Source organism: Roseibium aggregatum IAM 12614 (assembly GCF_000168975.1).
In the GTDB taxonomy this organism is placed as follows: Bacteria; Pseudomonadota; Alphaproteobacteria; order Rhizobiales; family Stappiaceae; genus Roseibium; species Roseibium aggregatum.
The window spans coordinates 1-16,576 of the sequence record NZ_AAUW01000004.1; the positions used below are offsets into that span (position 1 = coordinate 1).

Here is a 16,576-nt window from a genome sequence, read left to right on the forward strand (position 1 = left end):
AGAAGGTCGCGGTCTTGATCCGCTCGTCGCCTATCTTCGCCATATAGGCGAGCGTGACTGCAAGCAGAGTTCCGCCGACGCAATAGCCGATCGCGTTGACTTCTTCCTGTCGGGTTGCCCGCTTGATCAGGTCGAGCGTATTGAGGATGCCTTCCTTCATGTAGTGCTCGAAGCTCTTTTGAGCCTGCCGTTCGTCCGGGTTCACCCACGAAATGACGAACACCGTGTGGCCCTGGTCGACCGCCCACTTGATGAAGGACTTTTCCGGATTGAGGTCGAGAATATAGAACTTGTTGATCCACGGCGGAACGATCAGAAGAGGGCGTTTGAGGACCTCTTCGGTGGTCGGCGAATACTGGATCACCTGACAGACGTCGTTCTGCGAGATCACCTTGCCGGGAGTGGTGCCGAGATTCTCGCCGAGCCTGAACTTGTTCGGATCCGTCTGGCGAATCTTCAGGTCGCCCTTGCCGGTCTTCAGGTCCTCGACCAGATGCCGCATGCCTTTGACCAGATTTTCGCCGTTGCTTTCCAGTGTCAGGCGCAGCAGTTCCGGGTTCGTCAGAACGAAGTTGGAGGGGGAGACGGCGTTGGCGATCTGGGTGACGTAGAACTCTGCCTTATGGCGCGTGTGTTCATCCAGCCCCTGGGCGTCATGGACCATGTCCTCCGCCCATTTGCTCGTGATCAGGTAGAGCTGCTTGATGAAATCAAAGAACTGGTTTTTTTCCCACTCCGGATCGGCAAAGCGCTTGTCTCGTGCCGGCGTTTCGATGGCTGGTGCCGACGGTTCGCCCATCATCCGTTTCAGCGAGGAATTCCAGAGATCTATATAGCCGCTCCACAAGCGTGACTGGGCTTCGACCGCGCGTTGCGGATCGGACACCCAGTATTCGCCAACCTGCGCCAGGGTCTTTACGACACCCGTCAGCTCGTCGGTCGAATCGTGAGTGATCTTGCCTTGTTCCCGGGGCTCGATATAGGCCGCCAACGCCTTGCCTGCCTGCTCGAGCGTCTTTGCAAGATTCTGTGCAAAGGCCTCCGGGTTGTTGATGATATACTGCAACATGGGATGGTCGCGGTCATCAGCCATAGGCAGGGGTTTCCTCCGGTTATTTGCCCCGTTCAGCCCACCGAAATCCTGTGAGCCCTTGTTGTTCAATCGCGTTATCTTGTTATTTTTTCGCCGATATTTTGAAGTATCAGCTATTTATGACACAAGGTAACCACTCCGTCGATTGGATTTCAATCCACGGTCATGCGCTCTGGCTAGTGTAACTTTGTGACAATCGAAAGGACGAGGAGCCGAAGTGGAGGAGGAACGGTTGATCTGCAAGCGGAACGTGCTGGCTCTCGTTGGATGCCTTTTTTTGCTCCTGGGACTAACGGCCTGCGCGGTGGGCCCCGGAACACCTTTGATTGATGCGATGAAGACCCAACCTGGCAGGGGCAATAGCAACGTTCCACCGCCCAAAGGCTACGGTGCAATCGTCAATCCCGGGGAGTCCTACGGTCTCATCAATCCCGAGGAACGCAAAGAGACGCAGGCCTATCTGGAGACGCTTGCGTCGCAGTGACGCAGAGTCCTCCTGGAAATGCTGCCGTGAAAGGGACGCGGCAAATAAAGATGACGTGGCATCGGCAATTATACTGATTAAATCATTCCTTTACGACTGACGATCTAGGCTGAGAGCCTTGATCGCAAGGCCCACTTTTTCATGACGCTCGACATACCGACATTGTTTACCTGCATTATGATTGCCGAGTTTGCCGGTAGCGTCATCCTGTTGGTTTTTTACCTGTTCTGGCCAGGCCGAAGCGTCGCTTGTGCAAGAAGTCTTGCCCTGTGGTCCGCCGGAATGTTCCTGGCCGGTTGCGGCACGGTTCTTTTCGCAATACGCGGCACGGTTCCGGACCTCTTGAGCATCGTCGCCGCCAATTTCCTGCTCATTCTGGGGACTGGACTGAGGCGAAGCGGGGTCGCCGTCTTTCTGGGGCGCAGCAGTCATGTCTGGCTGTTCACCACGATCGCGTTTGCCTGGATCGTTCTGTACCAGTTTCCGGAATTTCGGGACAATTTCCTTGCCCGTGTGAACTATGTTCAATCGGTCATGATCCTGAGCGCTCTCTGGGTTGTCTGGATGGCGTTTTTCGAGAACCGGGAAAAACTCTATTCCGTCCGTATGCTTGGCATGACGACGCTCGTCGAAGCCGCAGGTTTCATGTGGTACACCGTGAGCCAGAACGTTCTGCATTTGCCGTCCTTCCAGTCGAGTTTCGCGGAAGGCTTCATGAGCATCTACCTCATGGTCATCATGTTCTCGATCATCATGACTATCGTGTTGCCGGCTTCCATGGTGATCGAACGATCCCTGCAAGGTTTCAGGGAACAGGCACTTCAGGATGAGCTCACCGGGTTGCCGAACCGGCGCGCGTTTCTCAACGATGCTGAGGACTGGATTTCTTCAACTCAGTCGACGTCCGGCATGTACAGCCTCATCCTGTTCGATATGGACCAGTTCAAGACGGTCAACGAACGTTTCAACCAGGCAATGGGCGATGCATTGCTGCAGCTTTTTGCGCGCATCCTGAAGGATACTCTGGCCGATGGTGCCGTACCGGGCCGCGTAGGTGGTGCGGAATTTGCCGTGTTTCTGCCGGAAGGCAACAAGGAACTGGCCCACCTGACAGCACAGAGGATCTGTCGCCGCTTCGGACTGGAATGCCAGGAAGCGTCTGGCGGCCGATTGATCGTGACGGCAAGTGTCGGACTTGTGAGCGCAGGTGTGTCGACGCCGCTGGAGCGCGCCATGGAAGCGGCCGAAGGTGGCCTGCATAGAGCCAAAAAGCAGGGCCGAGCCCAAATTGTTGCCATGGATCTGGCTCCAAACGGGCGTCTTATCAAGGATGCGAAAAGGGCCGGTTTCTCGGTCCTTCGCAAAAAGGCAGCCTGATCTGGCCGTATCCCTGAGCCGCCAATTCTGTCACCCGCGGCTATGTGGCAACGATCGTCCTGGATACGCCTGGATTTTCAGGACGCAAATTGCGTCATGTCCTCGTCCTGGACGGCTGTCCTACTGCTGGTATTTGTAGGACATTTCCGCTGGTTCACAGGCTCGGGCGGGTTCTTCCCGGTGTCAGAGCAATCATGTTCTAAAAAACGCTACAAATTTAGTCGGCTAGCGACGCAAAGACGGGTGCGCATTTATTTCCGGACTGCTAAAAGAGCCCCGCTGCGCTGTCGTCGCGCCTGGCATGGGCGCGCAGCTGAAACTGTCAACTCGCAAGGATTCGCGTCATGGAGGAATTCCATAAGATCAAGCGGCTGCCGCCGTATGTGTTCGAACAGGTGAACCGTTTGAAGGCGAAGGCGCGCGCGGCGGGGGCGGACATTATCGATCTTGGCATGGGCAACCCGGACCTGCCGACGCCAAAGCACATTGTCGACAAACTGACGGAAGTCGTGCAGGACCCGCGCACGCACCGCTACTCGGCGTCCAAGGGGATCGGTGGTCTGCGCAAGGCTCAGGCGGCATATTACGGCCGCCGGTTCGGGGTCAAACTCGATCCGGAGACGCAGATAATCGCAACGCTCGGCTCGAAGGAGGGCTTTGCCAACATGGCACAGGCGATCTCCGCGCCCGGGGATGTGATTCTGAGCCCGAACCCCAGCTATCCGATCCATACATTCGGCTTCCTGATGGCTGGCGCTTCGATCCGCAACATTCCCGCGGAACCGGGGCAGGGTTTCTTCGACGCGCTGGAGCGTGCGGTCATCCATTCCGTGCCGAAACCGATCGCCATCATCCTGTGCTACCCGGCGAATCCGACGTCCTATTGCGCAGATCTCGACTTCTATAAGGACGTGGTCGCATTTGCCCGCAAGCACGACATCTTCATTCTGTCTGACCTGGCGTATTCCGAGATCTATTTCGGCGCGACACCACCGCCATCGGTTCTGCAGGTGCCTGGTGCTATGGATGTGACTGTTGAATTCACGTCGCTTTCCAAGACGTTCTCCATGCCGGGCTGGCGCATGGGCTTTGCCGTCGGCAACGAGCGGCTGATTGCCGCGCTGTCGCGGGTGAAATCCTATCTCGACTACGGCGCCTTCACGCCTATTCAGGTGGCTGCAACCGCTGCCTTGAACGGACCCGATGACTGCATCAGGCAAACGCGCGAAATCTACAAGAAGCGTCGCGACGTGGTCGTGGATACCTTCGGCAGAGCCGGATGGTATATCCCTGCGCCGGAAGCCAGCATGTTCTGCTGGGCTCCGATCCCCGAGAAATTCCGGGCACTCGGCAGTCTGGAATACTCGAAGCTGCTGCTGGAGCAGGCAGAAGTGGCCGTCGCACCGGGCATTGGTTTCGGTGAGCATGGCGACGATTACGTCCGTATCGGACTGGTGGAAAACGAACAAAGACTGCGTCAGGCAGCCAGAAATATCCGTCGCTTCCTTGAAACGGCCGACCAAAAGCTGCACAACGTCATCCCGCTCGGGACCAAAGGTTGATAAGAACTGGACTCATTTCCGTATGGCAGACGCATTGAAGGTAGGCATCGCTGGCCTTGGCACCGTGGGGGCGGCCGTGGTGCGGCTCCTTTCAAAACACGGCGGACAGATTGCAACGAAAACCGGGCGCGCGGTGACTGTGACAGCGGTCAGCGCCCGTGACCGGACCCGTGACCGGGGCATCGATGTTTCGGCATTTGAGTGGTTCACCGATCCGGCGGAAATGGCCCGGACGGCGGATATCGATATTTTCGTCGAGCTGATCGGCGGCGACAACGGCCCGGCTGAGGAAAGCGTGCGCGCTGCCCTGTCGCGCGGCATCCACGTCGTCACGGCTAACAAGGCGCTGCTTGCACGCCATGGCGTGGAACTGGCGGTGCTGGCCGAGGCTAACAATGCTTGCCTCAACTACGAGGCAGCGGTTGCCGGGGGCATTCCAATCGTCAAGACGCTGCGCGAATCCATGGCCAGCAACGAGATCAGCCGCATCTACGGTATCCTGAACGGTACCTGCAATTACATCCTGACCCGGATGGAAGCCGAAGGCATCAGCTTTCAGGACTGCCTGTCGGATGCACAGCGGCTCGGCTACGCGGAGGCTGATCCGACTTTCGATATCGAAGGAAACGACACCGCGCACAAGCTTGCAATTCTGACCAGCCTGGCCTTCGGCACGGAAATCTCGAGCAACGACATCTACGTCGAAGGCATCACCTCCATCACGACCGCCGATATTCAGGCGGCTGACGAGCTCGGTTTCCGCATCAAGCTCCTGGGCGTTGCACAACGCACCGATACGGGCATCGAGCAGCGGGTCCATCCGACCATGGTGCCGAAGTCCTCTGCGATTGCGCGGATCGACGGCGTATTGAACGCTGTGGCGGTGGATGGCGACTTCGTCGGGGAAATCGTACTTGTCGGTCCGGGGGCGGGCGGCAATGCCACTGCGTCATCCGTTGTTGCCGATCTCACCGATATTGCCCGCGGCGATGAAACGCCGGTTCTTGGCATGCCGGCAGCGGAGCTGAACAGCTACCAGCGTGCTCGCATGCGGCTGCATGAAGGCGGTTATTACATCCGTCTGTCCGTTTACGACAGGCCGGGCGCTTTTGCCGAAATCGCCAGATGCATGGGCGAAGCCGGCATTTCGCTGGAATCGATTGTCCAGAAACGTCATGCAAATAAGGACGTTCCTGTAAAATTTGATGCGGACATGCCTCAACCTGTCATCCTGATCACGTATGAAACGACTGAAGTAGCGATCAAAGAGGCGTTGGACGTGATCATGTCCAAGGGGGTTGTTTCCGAACAGCCCCAGATGATCCGGATTGAAAAACTGAATTGACGAGTGAGTGCCCGCCGAGGCGTGTTGCGGGGGGAGAGACTGGAGATGTTGATGTCCAATACTGATAAACAACCGTCGAGCGGCCTGGACCGTATTCTGACGCTCGAGCTGGCCCGCGTCAGCGAAAGAGCGGCTGTATCGGCGGCCCGGTTGCGCGGTCACGGCGACGAAATGGCCGCCGACCAGGCCGCAGTGGACGCAATGCGGCGGGAACTGAACCGGCTGCCCATCGACGGCACTGTGGTTATCGGCGAGGGCGAGCGTGACGAAGCTCCGATGCTCTACATCGGCGAAAACGTAGGCACCAAGCAGGGGCCGAAGGTCGACATTGCTCTCGACCCGCTGGAAGGCACCACCATCTGCGCCAAGAACCTGCCGAACTCCCTTGCGGTGATTGCGCTGGCTCCGGCCGGTGATCTTCTGAACGCTCCTGACAGCTACATGGACAAGATCGCCATCGGCCCGGGCTACAAGGCCGGTTTGATCGATCTGGATGCGCCGATTGCCGAAAACATTGCAGCCGTCGCCAAGGAAAAAGGCGTCAAGGTCAGCGAAGTGACCGCCTGCGTTCTCGACCGTCCGCGCCACGCCCGCCTGATCGAGGAAATCCGGGCAACCGGGGCCGCGATTCGCCTGATCGGCGATGGCGACGTTGCCGGTGTCATTCACACCACCGATCCGGACGAAACCGGCATCGATATCTACGCCGGTATCGGTGGTGCTCCGGAAGGCGTGCTTGCGGCTGCTGCGCTGCGTTGTATCGGTGGTCAGATGCAGTCTCGTCTCGTGATCACGCGTGAAGAGCAGGTCGAGCGCGCGCATCGCATGGGCATCGAGGACATCAAGAAGAAATACACTCTTGAAGAAATGGCCGGGCCCGACGTGCTGTTTGCCGCAACGGGCGTGACTGACGGCAACTTCCTGCAGGGCGTCCGCTTTGGCCGTCATCACATCACCACGCACACCGTCGTCATGCGGTCCTCCACGGGCACGGTGCGCTACATCAAGGCCCAACACACGGATCTTGAGAAATTCCATCTGGACTAAGCGCGGCTGAATGCTGGGACAATCCGGAGAAGATGACAGGCGGCTCGTCCTTGGGGTCGCCCGTTCCGCAAATGACAACGCCTGGCGCGAGCGTCTGAGCGCGGCCGACCTGCGAACCGCCATGGCGATTTCGCAGGTGCACGGCCTGCCGGACGTTCTGGCACGTGTCATGGCGGCGCGCGGTGTGCTGGCGGACGAGGCGACCGGTTTCCTGGATCCGTCGCTCAAGCTGCTGATGCCCGATCCCTCCAGCCTGGTGGACATGGACGCCGCCGTGGCAAGGGTCGCTGATGCGGTGCAGGCTGGCCGCAAGATCGCGATCTTCGGCGACTATGACGTCGACGGCGCAACCTCTTCGGCGATTTTTGCAAAATATCTGCAGTGGCTCGGCCTTGATCCCGTGATCCATATTCCGGACAGGATCATCGAAGGTTACGGTCCCAACGGCCCGGCCATCGAGCATCTTCGCCAGGGTGGTGCGGACCTGCTGGTGACCCTCGACTGCGGCAGTACCTCTTTCGAGGCTTTCGAAACCGCCCGGCAGCTCGATCTCGACGTTGTGGTCATCGATCACCACCAGGTCGGTGAAACGCTGCCAGCCGTCGAAGCGCTCGTCAATCCGAACCGGCAGGACGATCTGTCCGGGCAGGGACATCTGGCGGCCGTCGGCGTCACGTTTCTGTTTCTTGTCGGACTGAACCGCGAGTTGCGGCGACGCGGGGTGTTCCAGGGCGCGCAGCAGCCGGACCTGATGGCTCTGCTCGATCTGGTAGCACTCGGTACCGTGTGCGACGTCGTTCCCTTGCAGGGGCTGAACCGCGCCTATGTCACGCGCGGCCTTGCGGTAATGCACCAGCGCCGGAACTACGGCCTGACAGCCCTTGCCGACACGGCCCGCGTCAGCGGAAAGCCCGCTCCCTATCATCTCGGGTTCCTGATTGGACCGCGGATCAATGCGGGCGGCCGCATTGGCGATGCCGCCCTGGGAGCACGGCTTCTGACAACGGAAGATCCGCATGAGGCGCGCGCAATCGCCGAGCGACTGGACCAGCTCAACACCGAACGCCAGGCCATGGAAGCGGTAATGCTGGAGCAGGCCGATGCCGAAGCCGAAATGGCAATTCAGGCGCGTGATCCAGCGGTGCTCCTGACCGGTTCCGACGATTGGCACCCGGGTATCGTTGGCCTGATTGCTTCCCGTCTCAAGGAAGCCTATCGCAGGCCTTCCTTCGCGATAGCCTTCGACGAGACCGGCAAAGGCACCGGCTCGGGACGCTCGATCCCCGGTGTGGATCTCGGCAAGGCCGTTCGCGGCGCTGTCGACCTGGGATTGCTGGAAAAAGGGGGAGGTCACGCCATGGCGGCGGGGCTGACCGTGTTGAGCGAAAAAAGAGCCGATCTGGAGGCCTACTTCAACGATGTTCTCAAAGACGATGTTGAAACGGCGAGTGCAAACCGGGAACTGAAGATCGACGCAGCACTGACGGCAACGGGGGCGAACCTCGACCTTCTCGAACTTCTGGAAAAGGCAGGTCCTTATGGGGCAGGCCATGCCGAGCCTGTCTTCGCCTTTCCTGCCCACCGGATCTCCTTTGCCGATGTGGTTGGCAAGGGGCACGTCAGGGCCTCGATCACGTCGGGTGACGGTACGGCGCTGAAAGCGATCTGCTTCAAGGCGGATGACAAACCGCATGGTCAGATGCTCCTGCAGGGCAGGGGGCAATCGCTGCATGTGGCAGGCACGCTTTCGATCGACACCTGGCAAGGCACACCCAAGGTGCAGTTGCGCATTCTGGATGTCGCGGATCCGCAGAAAACCCGGCTTTGACCCCGTTTCTGTAAATTCGAATTAACGAAACGCTAAGGCAGCAGGCCTACTATCTGACCCTACGAAGAAATCGTGAGGATCAGGCATGCGCGCTCAGAATGAGCTTTCGCCGTATTTCGCGGAAATAGACAGGCGTACCGACCGGGCCCTGGAAGGGATTCGGGAAGTAAGACGTTCCCCAAAACTGACCGCCCTGCCGCAGGAGCCGAAAGCAGCTCTTGTCGGAACCGGATTTCTGATTGTCCTGATGACCTTTATCGGACTGTTCATCGATTGAACCTGGCGGAAATCTGCAAACCTTCCGCATTTGTGGGAGTGTGAGACAGACTGGGGCTTGAAACGCTTCGCGGGCTGCTCTTAAGTCTGGCGTCTGATTTGAACGAGACACCGGACGCCATGACAGATTATCCCATTGCACTTTGGTCCTTTAACCTCGGCCGCGCTCCCACTTCGGTTGCTGCTTTCGCAGCGCAGATCGAAGAGGGGCTGAAACGTGCCGCCGCAGACGGTGCCAAGCTTCTGATGCTGCCGGAATATCTGGTGGAATGCTGTCTGGCTTTCAAACCGGAAGGGCTGCCGCCTGACCGGGAAATGGAATATCTGGCAGAAGTCGGAACGGACCTGATCAAACAGCTTTCGCCCTTGCCAATGAAATATGGCGTGTCGCTGATCGCCGGGTCGATGCCTGTTCACACCTCTCAAGGCTTCACCAACACGGCCGTTCTTCTGGCGGCCGACGGACGCGAGATCCGCCAGGACAAATTGTGCCTCACGCCATTCGAGCAGGATCCGGAAATCTGGCATCTGGTGCCGGGAGCCGAGTTGAAGACCTTCGAGTTCGATGGCCTCAAAATGGCGATCCTGATCTGTCTGGATGTGGAAATGCCGGCGCTTAGCAGCCTGCTGGCGAAGCAGGATCTGGACCTTCTTCTTGTTCCCTCGATGACGGAAAAACTCTCCGGCTACCATCGTGTGTTCGGCTGCGCCAAGGCGCGTGCAGTCGAACTCATGTGTGCGGTTGCCGTTTGCGGTGTGGTCGGGACATCGAAGGGGACGACTCAGAACGACACCAATGTTTCAGGCGCCGCACTCTATCTTCCTTGCGAAGAGGAATTCGGTTTTTCTGGTGTTGCCGCAGAGATAGAAGCGACTTCGGGAAGCAACGGCGAAGAACCGTTTCTGGTCGCTTCGGTGCCGCTCGATGAATTGCGCGTGCTGAAGTCCGGAAAGGCCGAGGTCTGGCCGGGAGCATGGACTGCCGATCATGTTTCAGTATCGGCTGCATGACGGCAAATTGTAATATTTGTAATAAAAATGTGCGCGCACCGAGTGCACTTTTCTGTAGACGTCCCTAAGGGAACTCCATATACACCCCATGTTCCAGAACAACATGGTGTGGAGATGGGATTCGCTAAGGCACTTACAGCGCGGGAAGCATCGTGGCTGCACGGGATTACAGGTTTGTTCGTCAAGCCGCTCCGTCTGCAGATCGCGGCTCTGTGCGTGCGTCCGGGCGAAGCCGAACCCGAAGTCCTGCTCGTCTCGACGCGAGACACCGGCCGGTTGATCTTGCCCAAAGGCTGGCCGGAAAAGGACAAACCTGCATATGAAACGGCTTTGATCGAGGCTTACGAGGAAGCAGGCATTGTCGGCAAAGCCGAGCCTCGAGCCATCGGCAGCTTCCGATCCTACAAAGGTCTCGCCGATGGATTGAAGATCCGCACCAAAGTGGTCGTCTTCAAGATCCGTTTTGAAAAACAGTTGAAGGAATATCCCGAACTCGGACAACGCAAAACGGTGTGGCTACCGTTCTCAAAGGCAATCGAAACAGTGGAAGAGCCAGCGCTTAAGCGGTTTTTGCGGCGGCACAAATCGCAAATCTGTTAGACATTTCCTGAGAGATAACGAGGCGTGTTTGATTGCTCACCAGCAGGGATTTGAAAAAGAAGGCACTGGACAAGGATCTCGACAAGATCAGCTTTGTCAGTGAGGCGGCCGAGGCCATGGGCCGGCGCCTCGTAGGTCCCGGACTTGCGTTGGTTTTCCTGGTGATCTGTGCCTGCGTGGCGGCATTTCAGGTGTCAGCCAGCGGCTTCTCCCACATTGTGATCCTTGTTGCCGCAAGCGCCATTGGTGGCTACATGGCGTTGAACATCGGCGCCAACGACGTTGCCAACAATGTCGGCCCGGCCGTCGGCGCGCGCGTCGTCAGCCTCACCGGTGCCCTGCTGATAGCTGCTGTTTGTGAAAGTGCGGGTGCATTACTGGCCGGGACGGATGTCGTCTCGACCGTTTCCGGCGACATCCTGAGCCCTGGCGATGTCCGCAACAGCTCGGAATTCATGCTGGCGATGCTGACCGCAATGGCCGCCTCTGCCTTGTGGATCAACTTTGCAACCGTGATCGGCGCGCCTGTTTCGACAACCCATTCGATTATCGGTGGCGTTGTCGGTGCCGGGATCGCGGCAAGTGGTTTTGCGGCCATCAACTGGACAACCATGTCCACAATTGCCGTTTCCTGGGTTTTGTCGCCGGTGCTGGGAGGGCTCGTCGGGGCCGGGATCATGGCCTTCATCAACACAAGGGTCGTCTATACGCCCGACCGTCTGAAAGCAGCCCAGTACTGGTTGCCGATCCTTCTGGGCCTCATGGGGGCGACCTTTACCGGTTACCTTCTGCTGAAAATCTCCGATCGGTTGCTTTCCGTTCCAGAATGGCTCGCCGTCGTCCTGTCGCTTGCCGTCGGCTTCGTTGTCTGGCGAATCTATTGTCACGTGATCGTTGCCCAGACGCTCACGCTGGAAAACAGCGCACGCGCGTTGCGCAATCTGTTCGCGGTGCCCCTCATGGTCGCGGCGGGCTTGCTATCCTTTGCCCACGGCGCCAATGACGTTGCAAATGCGATCGGACCGCTGGCAGCCATCGTGATGAGCCAGTCGAACGATTTCCCTGACCTCATGTTCTGGTATCTTGGCGCGTTGAACCCCGAAGTGCCGATCTGGGTGAGTGCGGTCGGGGCATGCGGTATTTCCGCGGGCCTTTTGCTGTTCGGAAGACGCCTTGTGACCGTTGTCGGTAAGAAGATCACGAAACTCAGTCCCGTGCGGGCCTTCTGCATCACATTGGCAACGGCCGCCACCGTGCTTACGGCGTCAGGGGCAGGGCTGCCGGTGTCGTCCACCCACATTGCGGTTGGCGCTTTGTTCGGTGTCGGCTTTTATCGGGAATGGTATCGCAACAAGTATGTTGCCGAAGGCGGGGTCATGAAACCGCGCAAGATGATGAAAAACAGGGAAGAACGCCGCAGACGCCTGCTTGTTCGCCGGTCAAGCTTGATCACCATCATCGCAGCCTGGGTTGTCACCGTACCTGCGTCGGCGCTTCTGGCCGCGGGTCTTTTTACGGCGCTCAAACTGGTCTTGTCCTGAGACAATCCCGACCCTTCGCAAACAAGTTACCAGGATAAATAAGAGCACACAGTGCGCGTTTTCTGGACAGGCACGTCTTTGCGACGTATTCTGCGAGTCTTTTCAACGTCCGGGAAAGGGCACTATGGCGCAGCTTTATTCAGCAATCGACGAACGGACTTCCTGGTTCCAGACCCTGCTTCTGATGTTCAGACGCCCCTCGAGATTGCAGATAGCAGCGTTGTGTCATCGTTTACGCGACGGGCAGCGGGAAGTGCTGCTTGTGACGACCAAGTCCACGCAACGCTGGATTCTTCCGAAAGGCTGGCCAATCCTGTCGATGAATGCGCATCACACCGCTGCGGTGGAAGCTTTCGAGGAAGCGGGTGTTATCGGAACCGCGCAGAAAAAACCTTTTGCCAGCTTCCAGTCCCACAAGGGTGGTGAGGGCGGTTTGCGTTTGAGGACCGAGGTCCTTGTCTTTCTGGTGGACGTTGAGAGCACGACGAGCAGTTTTCCGGACAAGGAAGAACGGGACGTCCGTTGGCTTCCGATACAGGAAGCTGTCCGGCTTGCCAGCGATCCGGGGCTGGCGAAAGTGCTTCGAAAGCTGGAAAATTTAACCAACTAAGAAATATTGGCGAAACAGGGCCGTTTTGGTTGACCTTTTCGGACGATTGTTTAAGGCAGGCGCCAGAAGACGCTTGGCTTGCAAGACTTGCCTTCAAAGGACTTCCCAACTGGAACGCCCATGCCAAATTTGAAAAAGCCAACCCTCGACAAAGATCTCGACAAACTGAGCTACATGGAAGAGGCCGCCGGGTCTCTTGGCCGTGGTTTGATTGCGCCTGGAATTGCGCTGGTCTTTATCGTCTTATGCGCGCTAGGCGCAGGTGCCTCCATGTCGGGAGCACCGGGAACGGTCATCATCGTGGCGGCCGCCGCCATTGGCGCCTATATGGCGCTCAACATCGGCGCCAACGATGTTGCCAACAATGTCGGTCCCGCTGTCGGTTCGCGGGCCATGACGCTTCTGACGGCGCTGATAATAGCGGCCGTCTTCGAAAGTGCCGGTGCCCTTATCGCAGGTGGGGATGTCGTCAGCACCATCTCGAAGGGGATCATCGATCCTGCTTCGGTTGCCGATGCCAACGTCTTCATGGCAGCAATGATGGCGGCTCTGGTGTCCTCTGCGCTCTGGATCAACCTTGCCACCTGGATCGGCGCACCTGTCTCAACCACGCATTCCATTGTGGGCGGTGTCATGGGAGCCGGTATTGCGGCGGCAGGTTTCAGTGCGGTTAATTGGGCAACAATGGGCGGCATTGCAGCAAGCTGGGTTATTTCACCGTTTCTTGGCGGTCTGATCGCTGCAGCTTTCCTGGCCTTCATAAAGACCTTTATCATTTATCAGGAAGACAAGATCGCCGCGGCCCGCAAATGGGTTCCGGTGCTGATCGGGGTCATGTCCGGAACCTTTGCCAGCTATCTGGCTCTCAAGGGCCTGAAGAAGATCGTGAAGATCGACATGCCGATGTCGCTGGTGCTCGGGGTTGTCGTCGGGCTCGCCGTCTGGGCGATTGTACGCCCGCTAATCCGGCGTCAGTCGGAAGGGTTGGAGAACCGCAACCAGTCGCTCCGCATCCTCTTTTCCGTGCCGCTTGTGTGTTCGGCGGCATTGCTGTCCTTCGCCCACGGCGCCAACGACGTCGCCAATGCCGTTGGGCCGCTGGCCGCCATCGTGCATACGGCGGAACTCGGTGACGTCGCCGCAAAGGTCAGCATTCCGCTCTGGGTGATGGCCGTCGGCGCCTTTGGCATATCTTTTGGCCTGCTGCTGTTCGGGCCCCGCTTGATCGAGATGGTCGGCCAGCAGATCACCAAGCTCAATCCGATGCGGGCCTATTGCGTGTCGCTGTCCGCTGCCATCACGGTGATTGTCGCCTCGGGCTTCGGGCTGCCCGTGAGTTCGACCCATATCGCTGTGGGCGCTGTCTTTGGAGTTGGGTTCTTCCGGGAGTGGTATACGGAACGCTCAAAACGGCGGCTGGACTATGTGAACAAGATGCAGGCCAACGGCAATATGGTCAGGCCTGTCCGCAACCGCGAGGAGCAGGCCCGTCGCCACCTTGTCCGCCGGGCCCATTTCATGACCATTATTGCCGCCTGGGTCGTTACAGTTCCGGCCGCAGCCGTCCTGTCAGCGGGGCTCTACTTTGTCATGGTCAAGCTGATCGCCTGATTGCAGCGACTCTAACCGGGTAGATGTCCGGCCGGCTCCAAAGTGAGGTTGGCCCAGACCGGCAGGTGATCCGATGCGATACGTGCCGTTTTGGATTTGTGGACACCGGCCTGCCGGACGATGAATTCCGGGCTGGTGATGATCCGGTCCAGGCTGCCGACGGGCAGGGGGCTAGGAAAGCTCCGGCCCGGAGTCGTCACTTCGTAGCGTTCCTCGAACAGTTTGATGCTGTCTGCCGAATCGCGCCACTCATTCAGATCGCCAATGAGAACTGTCGGCAGATAGTCGAGATGCTCATGAAGCTGGTGCATCAGCGACGTTATCTGCTTCTTGCGAAAGTGGCCGATCAGGCTCAGATGCATGGCCGCCACGCGGATTTTTTCACCGGCCACCAGAAGGTCCACGGCAACGGCTCCACGGGGTTCCAGCGTCGGCAGATCCAGCCGGCGGTGATCCAGAATGCCGATGGAGTTTCGCACAAGAATGGCGTTTCCGTGCCAGCCGAGGCTTTTGTCTCCGGTGGCAAAGGGCACGGGACGATAGTCCGTTTCGTGCAGAATAGTCTCTCTGTCGAGGGTGCTTTCGCGCGGACCGAAGCGTTTGTCGGCCTCCTGCAGCGCCAGGATATCGCAGTCCAGTTCCTGGATCACCTTCAGTGTCCGGTCGGGCCGCCTGCGCGCGTCGACGCCTATTGATTTCTGTATGTTGTAAGAACCGATTTTCAGCATGAGCGCAGAGTGAGGACCTTGCGGGAAAGGAAGCAAGAGTAACAGATTGTTTTAAGCTTCTGTGCGTTCAATTTAGGCAGCGTCGGAATGCTCCATGCGTTCCGTTGCCCGTTTCAGCGCCGCAAAGCATTTTGCATCCAGCGCCGTGCCTGTGTCTCCTTCCATGATGCCAAGAGCTTTCGCCATAGGCATGGGGCCGCGATACGGCCGCGACGCGGTCAAGGCATCGAAAATATCCGCAGTGGTAACGATCCGCGTTTCCATAGAAATCCTGCTTGCTGTCAGTCCATCCGGATACCCGCGGCCGTCGAGTTTTTCGTGATGGCCCCGCGCGATCGGCGAAAGTTCCTTGAATGTGTCGATCCTCGATAGGATTTCGTCCGAGTAAACGGGGTGCATCCGGATTTGTTCCCACTCCAGATCATCAAGCTTGCCTGGTTTGTCGAGAACGGAATTGCTGACACCAAGCTTTCCGATGTCATGCAGCAGCGCCGCACGCTTCAGCAACTGACGGTCGCGCATGCCATATCCCAGCTCCTCGGCGATCATATCGGTGTAGAGCGTGACCCGCTCGCTGTGGCCGGCGGTGAAGGGGCTTTTGGAGTCGATGACCAGCGCGAAGCCGTGGGCAATGTCGTCAAGCTGCTCTTCATCTGCAAAACGTGTGTTCTGCGCCGGCTCAAGACCATAGACGATCTTGTCGAGGTTTTCCGATTTCAACGTGCTCCAGAATACGGGATCTCTCGCAACACTTTCTGCAGCGGCAACCAGGGCCGGATCAAACCAGCTACCGGCCCGTTCTTTCAGTTCCTTCAGCGCACCATCGACACCGGAGTTGATCTGGAAGACATCGACTACCTGTGCCAGCAAGGCGATCTGGGAAAACACGGGGATCGTTGAGCCCGCGATCCCGTGCGGCCGGCCTTTGCCGTCCCAATGCTCATCCAGGCTGTAAATTCCGGAAACGACCGTTTCCGAGAAATGCATCTGCCGGGCGATGTCGCCACCGCGCGTACAGCGCGTTTCGATCATCTCGTTGGCGATGTCGCCGCCATTTTGAAGAATGTTGACGATGGCGCGCACGCGTTCTGCAAAGCCATGCTTCAGTCCGGTATGGGAAAGTACAAAGCGCAGGGCTGCAGGCAGACTGTCGCTGATCGTCTTGAAGTCGTGTTTGAAGGTCAGGTCGTCGGTCAGATACAGCTCGCAAATCCTGGCGGCATTGCTCGAGCAGCCGAGGTCTTTCAGAAGCAGGGTGTAATAGAGATCACTGAGCTGGGTGTCGTTGAGGCCGATGTGCCGGCCGATGTGAATGCCGATCCAGCAACAGCGCACGCAGTGGCCACGCGGCTGGCCTTCCGTGATGTCCAGCGCGTGGCTGAGCGCACCAAGCAGCTCCGCCAGCCGGAGTTTTCTGGAAACCTGTTCGGACATAAAAGCGAGCCTCGCGCAGCAATGAGTTG

At 58.3% G+C, this 16,576-nt stretch carries 15 protein-coding genes; 12 read left to right on the forward strand and 3 right to left on the reverse strand.

Going from position 1 to position 16,576, the window contains the following annotated elements:
* Positions 1-1,093 (reverse strand): PHA/PHB synthase family protein (locus tag SIAM614_RS06085; protein WP_006932892.1); only part of this gene is annotated, 1,093 nt, incomplete at its 3' end.
* Positions 1,094-1,427: 334 nt separating this feature from the next.
* Here SIAM614_RS06085 and SIAM614_RS31885 point away from each other — a divergent pair.
* The 12 genes from SIAM614_RS31885 to SIAM614_RS06145 all read left to right on the forward strand — a co-directional run bounded on the left by SIAM614_RS31885 (position 1,428) and on the right by SIAM614_RS06145 (position 14,385).
* On the forward strand, positions 1,428-1,577 hold the full coding sequence (locus SIAM614_RS31885; RefSeq protein ID WP_157139706.1) for a hypothetical protein: 150 nt from the start codon (positions 1,428-1,430) through the stop codon (positions 1,575-1,577).
* A 141-nt stretch (positions 1,578-1,718) separates the two neighbouring features.
* Positions 1,719-2,954 (forward strand): GGDEF domain-containing protein, encoded by a 1,236-nt coding sequence (locus SIAM614_RS06095; protein WP_040439457.1) that lies wholly within the window; start codon positions 1,719-1,721, stop codon positions 2,952-2,954.
* Between the two features lie 344 nt (positions 2,955-3,298).
* Complete coding sequence (locus SIAM614_RS06100; RefSeq protein ID WP_006932896.1) at positions 3,299-4,516, forward strand: LL-diaminopimelate aminotransferase; 1,218 nt, start codon at positions 3,299-3,301, stop codon at positions 4,514-4,516.
* Positions 4,517-4,538: 22 nt separating this feature from the next.
* On the forward strand, positions 4,539-5,861 hold the full coding sequence (locus tag SIAM614_RS06105) for a homoserine dehydrogenase (RefSeq protein ID WP_006932898.1): 1,323 nt from the start codon (positions 4,539-4,541) through the stop codon (positions 5,859-5,861).
* A 51-nt stretch (positions 5,862-5,912) separates the two neighbouring features.
* Positions 5,913-6,908: a class II fructose-bisphosphatase gene (gene glpX, locus SIAM614_RS06110; protein ID WP_040439531.1), complete on the forward strand. Its 996-nt coding sequence runs from the start codon at positions 5,913-5,915 to the stop codon at positions 6,906-6,908.
* Between the two features lie 10 nt (positions 6,909-6,918).
* Positions 6,919-8,736: a single-stranded-DNA-specific exonuclease RecJ gene (gene recJ / locus SIAM614_RS06115; RefSeq protein ID WP_006932900.1), complete on the forward strand. Its 1,818-nt coding sequence runs from the start codon at positions 6,919-6,921 to the stop codon at positions 8,734-8,736.
* Between the two features lie 85 nt (positions 8,737-8,821).
* Positions 8,822-9,013 carry a hypothetical protein gene (locus tag SIAM614_RS06120; protein ID WP_006932901.1) on the forward strand — a complete coding sequence of 64 codons (192 nt, stop codon included), beginning with the start codon at positions 8,822-8,824 and terminating at the stop codon, positions 9,011-9,013.
* Positions 9,014-9,132: 119 nt separating this feature from the next.
* Positions 9,133-10,023, forward strand: a complete 891-nt coding sequence (locus SIAM614_RS06125; RefSeq protein ID WP_006932902.1) for a nitrilase-related carbon-nitrogen hydrolase — start codon at positions 9,133-9,135, stop codon at positions 10,021-10,023.
* Positions 10,024-10,065: 42 nt separating this feature from the next.
* On the forward strand, positions 10,066-10,623 hold the full coding sequence (locus SIAM614_RS06130; protein ID WP_208983906.1) for an NUDIX hydrolase: 558 nt from the start codon (positions 10,066-10,068) through the stop codon (positions 10,621-10,623).
* Positions 10,624-10,655: 32 nt separating this feature from the next.
* Positions 10,656-12,164 carry an inorganic phosphate transporter gene (locus tag SIAM614_RS06135; protein WP_040439459.1) on the forward strand — a complete coding sequence of 503 codons (1,509 nt, stop codon included), beginning with the start codon at positions 10,656-10,658 and terminating at the stop codon, positions 12,162-12,164.
* A 124-nt stretch (positions 12,165-12,288) separates the two neighbouring features.
* Positions 12,289-12,774: an NUDIX hydrolase gene (locus SIAM614_RS06140; RefSeq protein ID WP_006932908.1), complete on the forward strand. Its 486-nt coding sequence runs from the start codon at positions 12,289-12,291 to the stop codon at positions 12,772-12,774.
* Positions 12,775-12,894: 120 nt separating this feature from the next.
* Positions 12,895-14,385 carry an inorganic phosphate transporter gene (locus SIAM614_RS06145; RefSeq protein WP_006932916.1) on the forward strand — a complete coding sequence of 497 codons (1,491 nt, stop codon included), beginning with the start codon at positions 12,895-12,897 and terminating at the stop codon, positions 14,383-14,385.
* Positions 14,386-14,396: 11 nt separating this feature from the next.
* On the opposite strand, the gene SIAM614_RS06150 is transcribed toward SIAM614_RS06145, so the two are convergent.
* Both SIAM614_RS06150 and SIAM614_RS06155 read right to left on the reverse strand, forming a co-directional pair.
* Entirely contained in the window at positions 14,397-15,113 is a 717-nt protein-coding gene (locus SIAM614_RS06150) for an endonuclease/exonuclease/phosphatase family protein (protein ID WP_006932917.1), read from the reverse strand.
* 72 nt (positions 15,114-15,185) lie between these two features.
* Positions 15,186-16,547 carry an HD-GYP domain-containing protein gene (locus tag SIAM614_RS06155; protein WP_006932918.1) on the reverse strand — a complete coding sequence of 454 codons (1,362 nt, stop codon included), beginning with the start codon at positions 16,545-16,547 and terminating at the stop codon, positions 15,186-15,188.
* Between the last annotated feature and the right edge of the window lie 29 nt (positions 16,548-16,576).

Bases quoted from the DNA above. Each gene is read 5' to 3' on its own strand.
- SIAM614_RS31885 (WP_157139706.1), top strand. From the start codon at position 1,428: ATGAAGACCCAACCTGGCAGGGGCAATAGCAACGTTCCACCGCCCAAA.
- SIAM614_RS06095 (WP_040439457.1), top strand. From the start codon at position 1,719: ATGACGCTCGACATACCGACATTGTTTACCTGCATTATGATTGCCGAG.
- SIAM614_RS06100 (WP_006932896.1), top strand. From the start codon at position 3,299: ATGGAGGAATTCCATAAGATCAAGCGGCTGCCGCCGTATGTGTTCGAA.
- SIAM614_RS06105 (WP_006932898.1), top strand. From the start codon at position 4,539: ATGGCAGACGCATTGAAGGTAGGCATCGCTGGCCTTGGCACCGTGGGG.
- glpX (WP_040439531.1), top strand. From the start codon at position 5,913: ATGTCCAATACTGATAAACAACCGTCGAGCGGCCTGGACCGTATTCTG.
- recJ (WP_006932900.1), top strand. From the start codon at position 6,919: ATGCTGGGACAATCCGGAGAAGATGACAGGCGGCTCGTCCTTGGGGTC.
- SIAM614_RS06120 (WP_006932901.1), top strand. From the start codon at position 8,822: ATGCGCGCTCAGAATGAGCTTTCGCCGTATTTCGCGGAAATAGACAGG.
- SIAM614_RS06125 (WP_006932902.1), top strand. From the start codon at position 9,133: ATGACAGATTATCCCATTGCACTTTGGTCCTTTAACCTCGGCCGCGCT.
- SIAM614_RS06140 (WP_006932908.1), top strand. From the start codon at position 12,289: ATGGCGCAGCTTTATTCAGCAATCGACGAACGGACTTCCTGGTTCCAG.
- SIAM614_RS06145 (WP_006932916.1), top strand. From the start codon at position 12,895: ATGCCAAATTTGAAAAAGCCAACCCTCGACAAAGATCTCGACAAACTG.
- SIAM614_RS06150 (WP_006932917.1), bottom strand. From the start codon at position 15,113: ATGCTGAAAATCGGTTCTTACAACATACAGAAATCAATAGGCGTCGAC.
- SIAM614_RS06155 (WP_006932918.1), bottom strand. From the start codon at position 16,547: ATGTCCGAACAGGTTTCCAGAAAACTCCGGCTGGCGGAGCTGCTTGGT.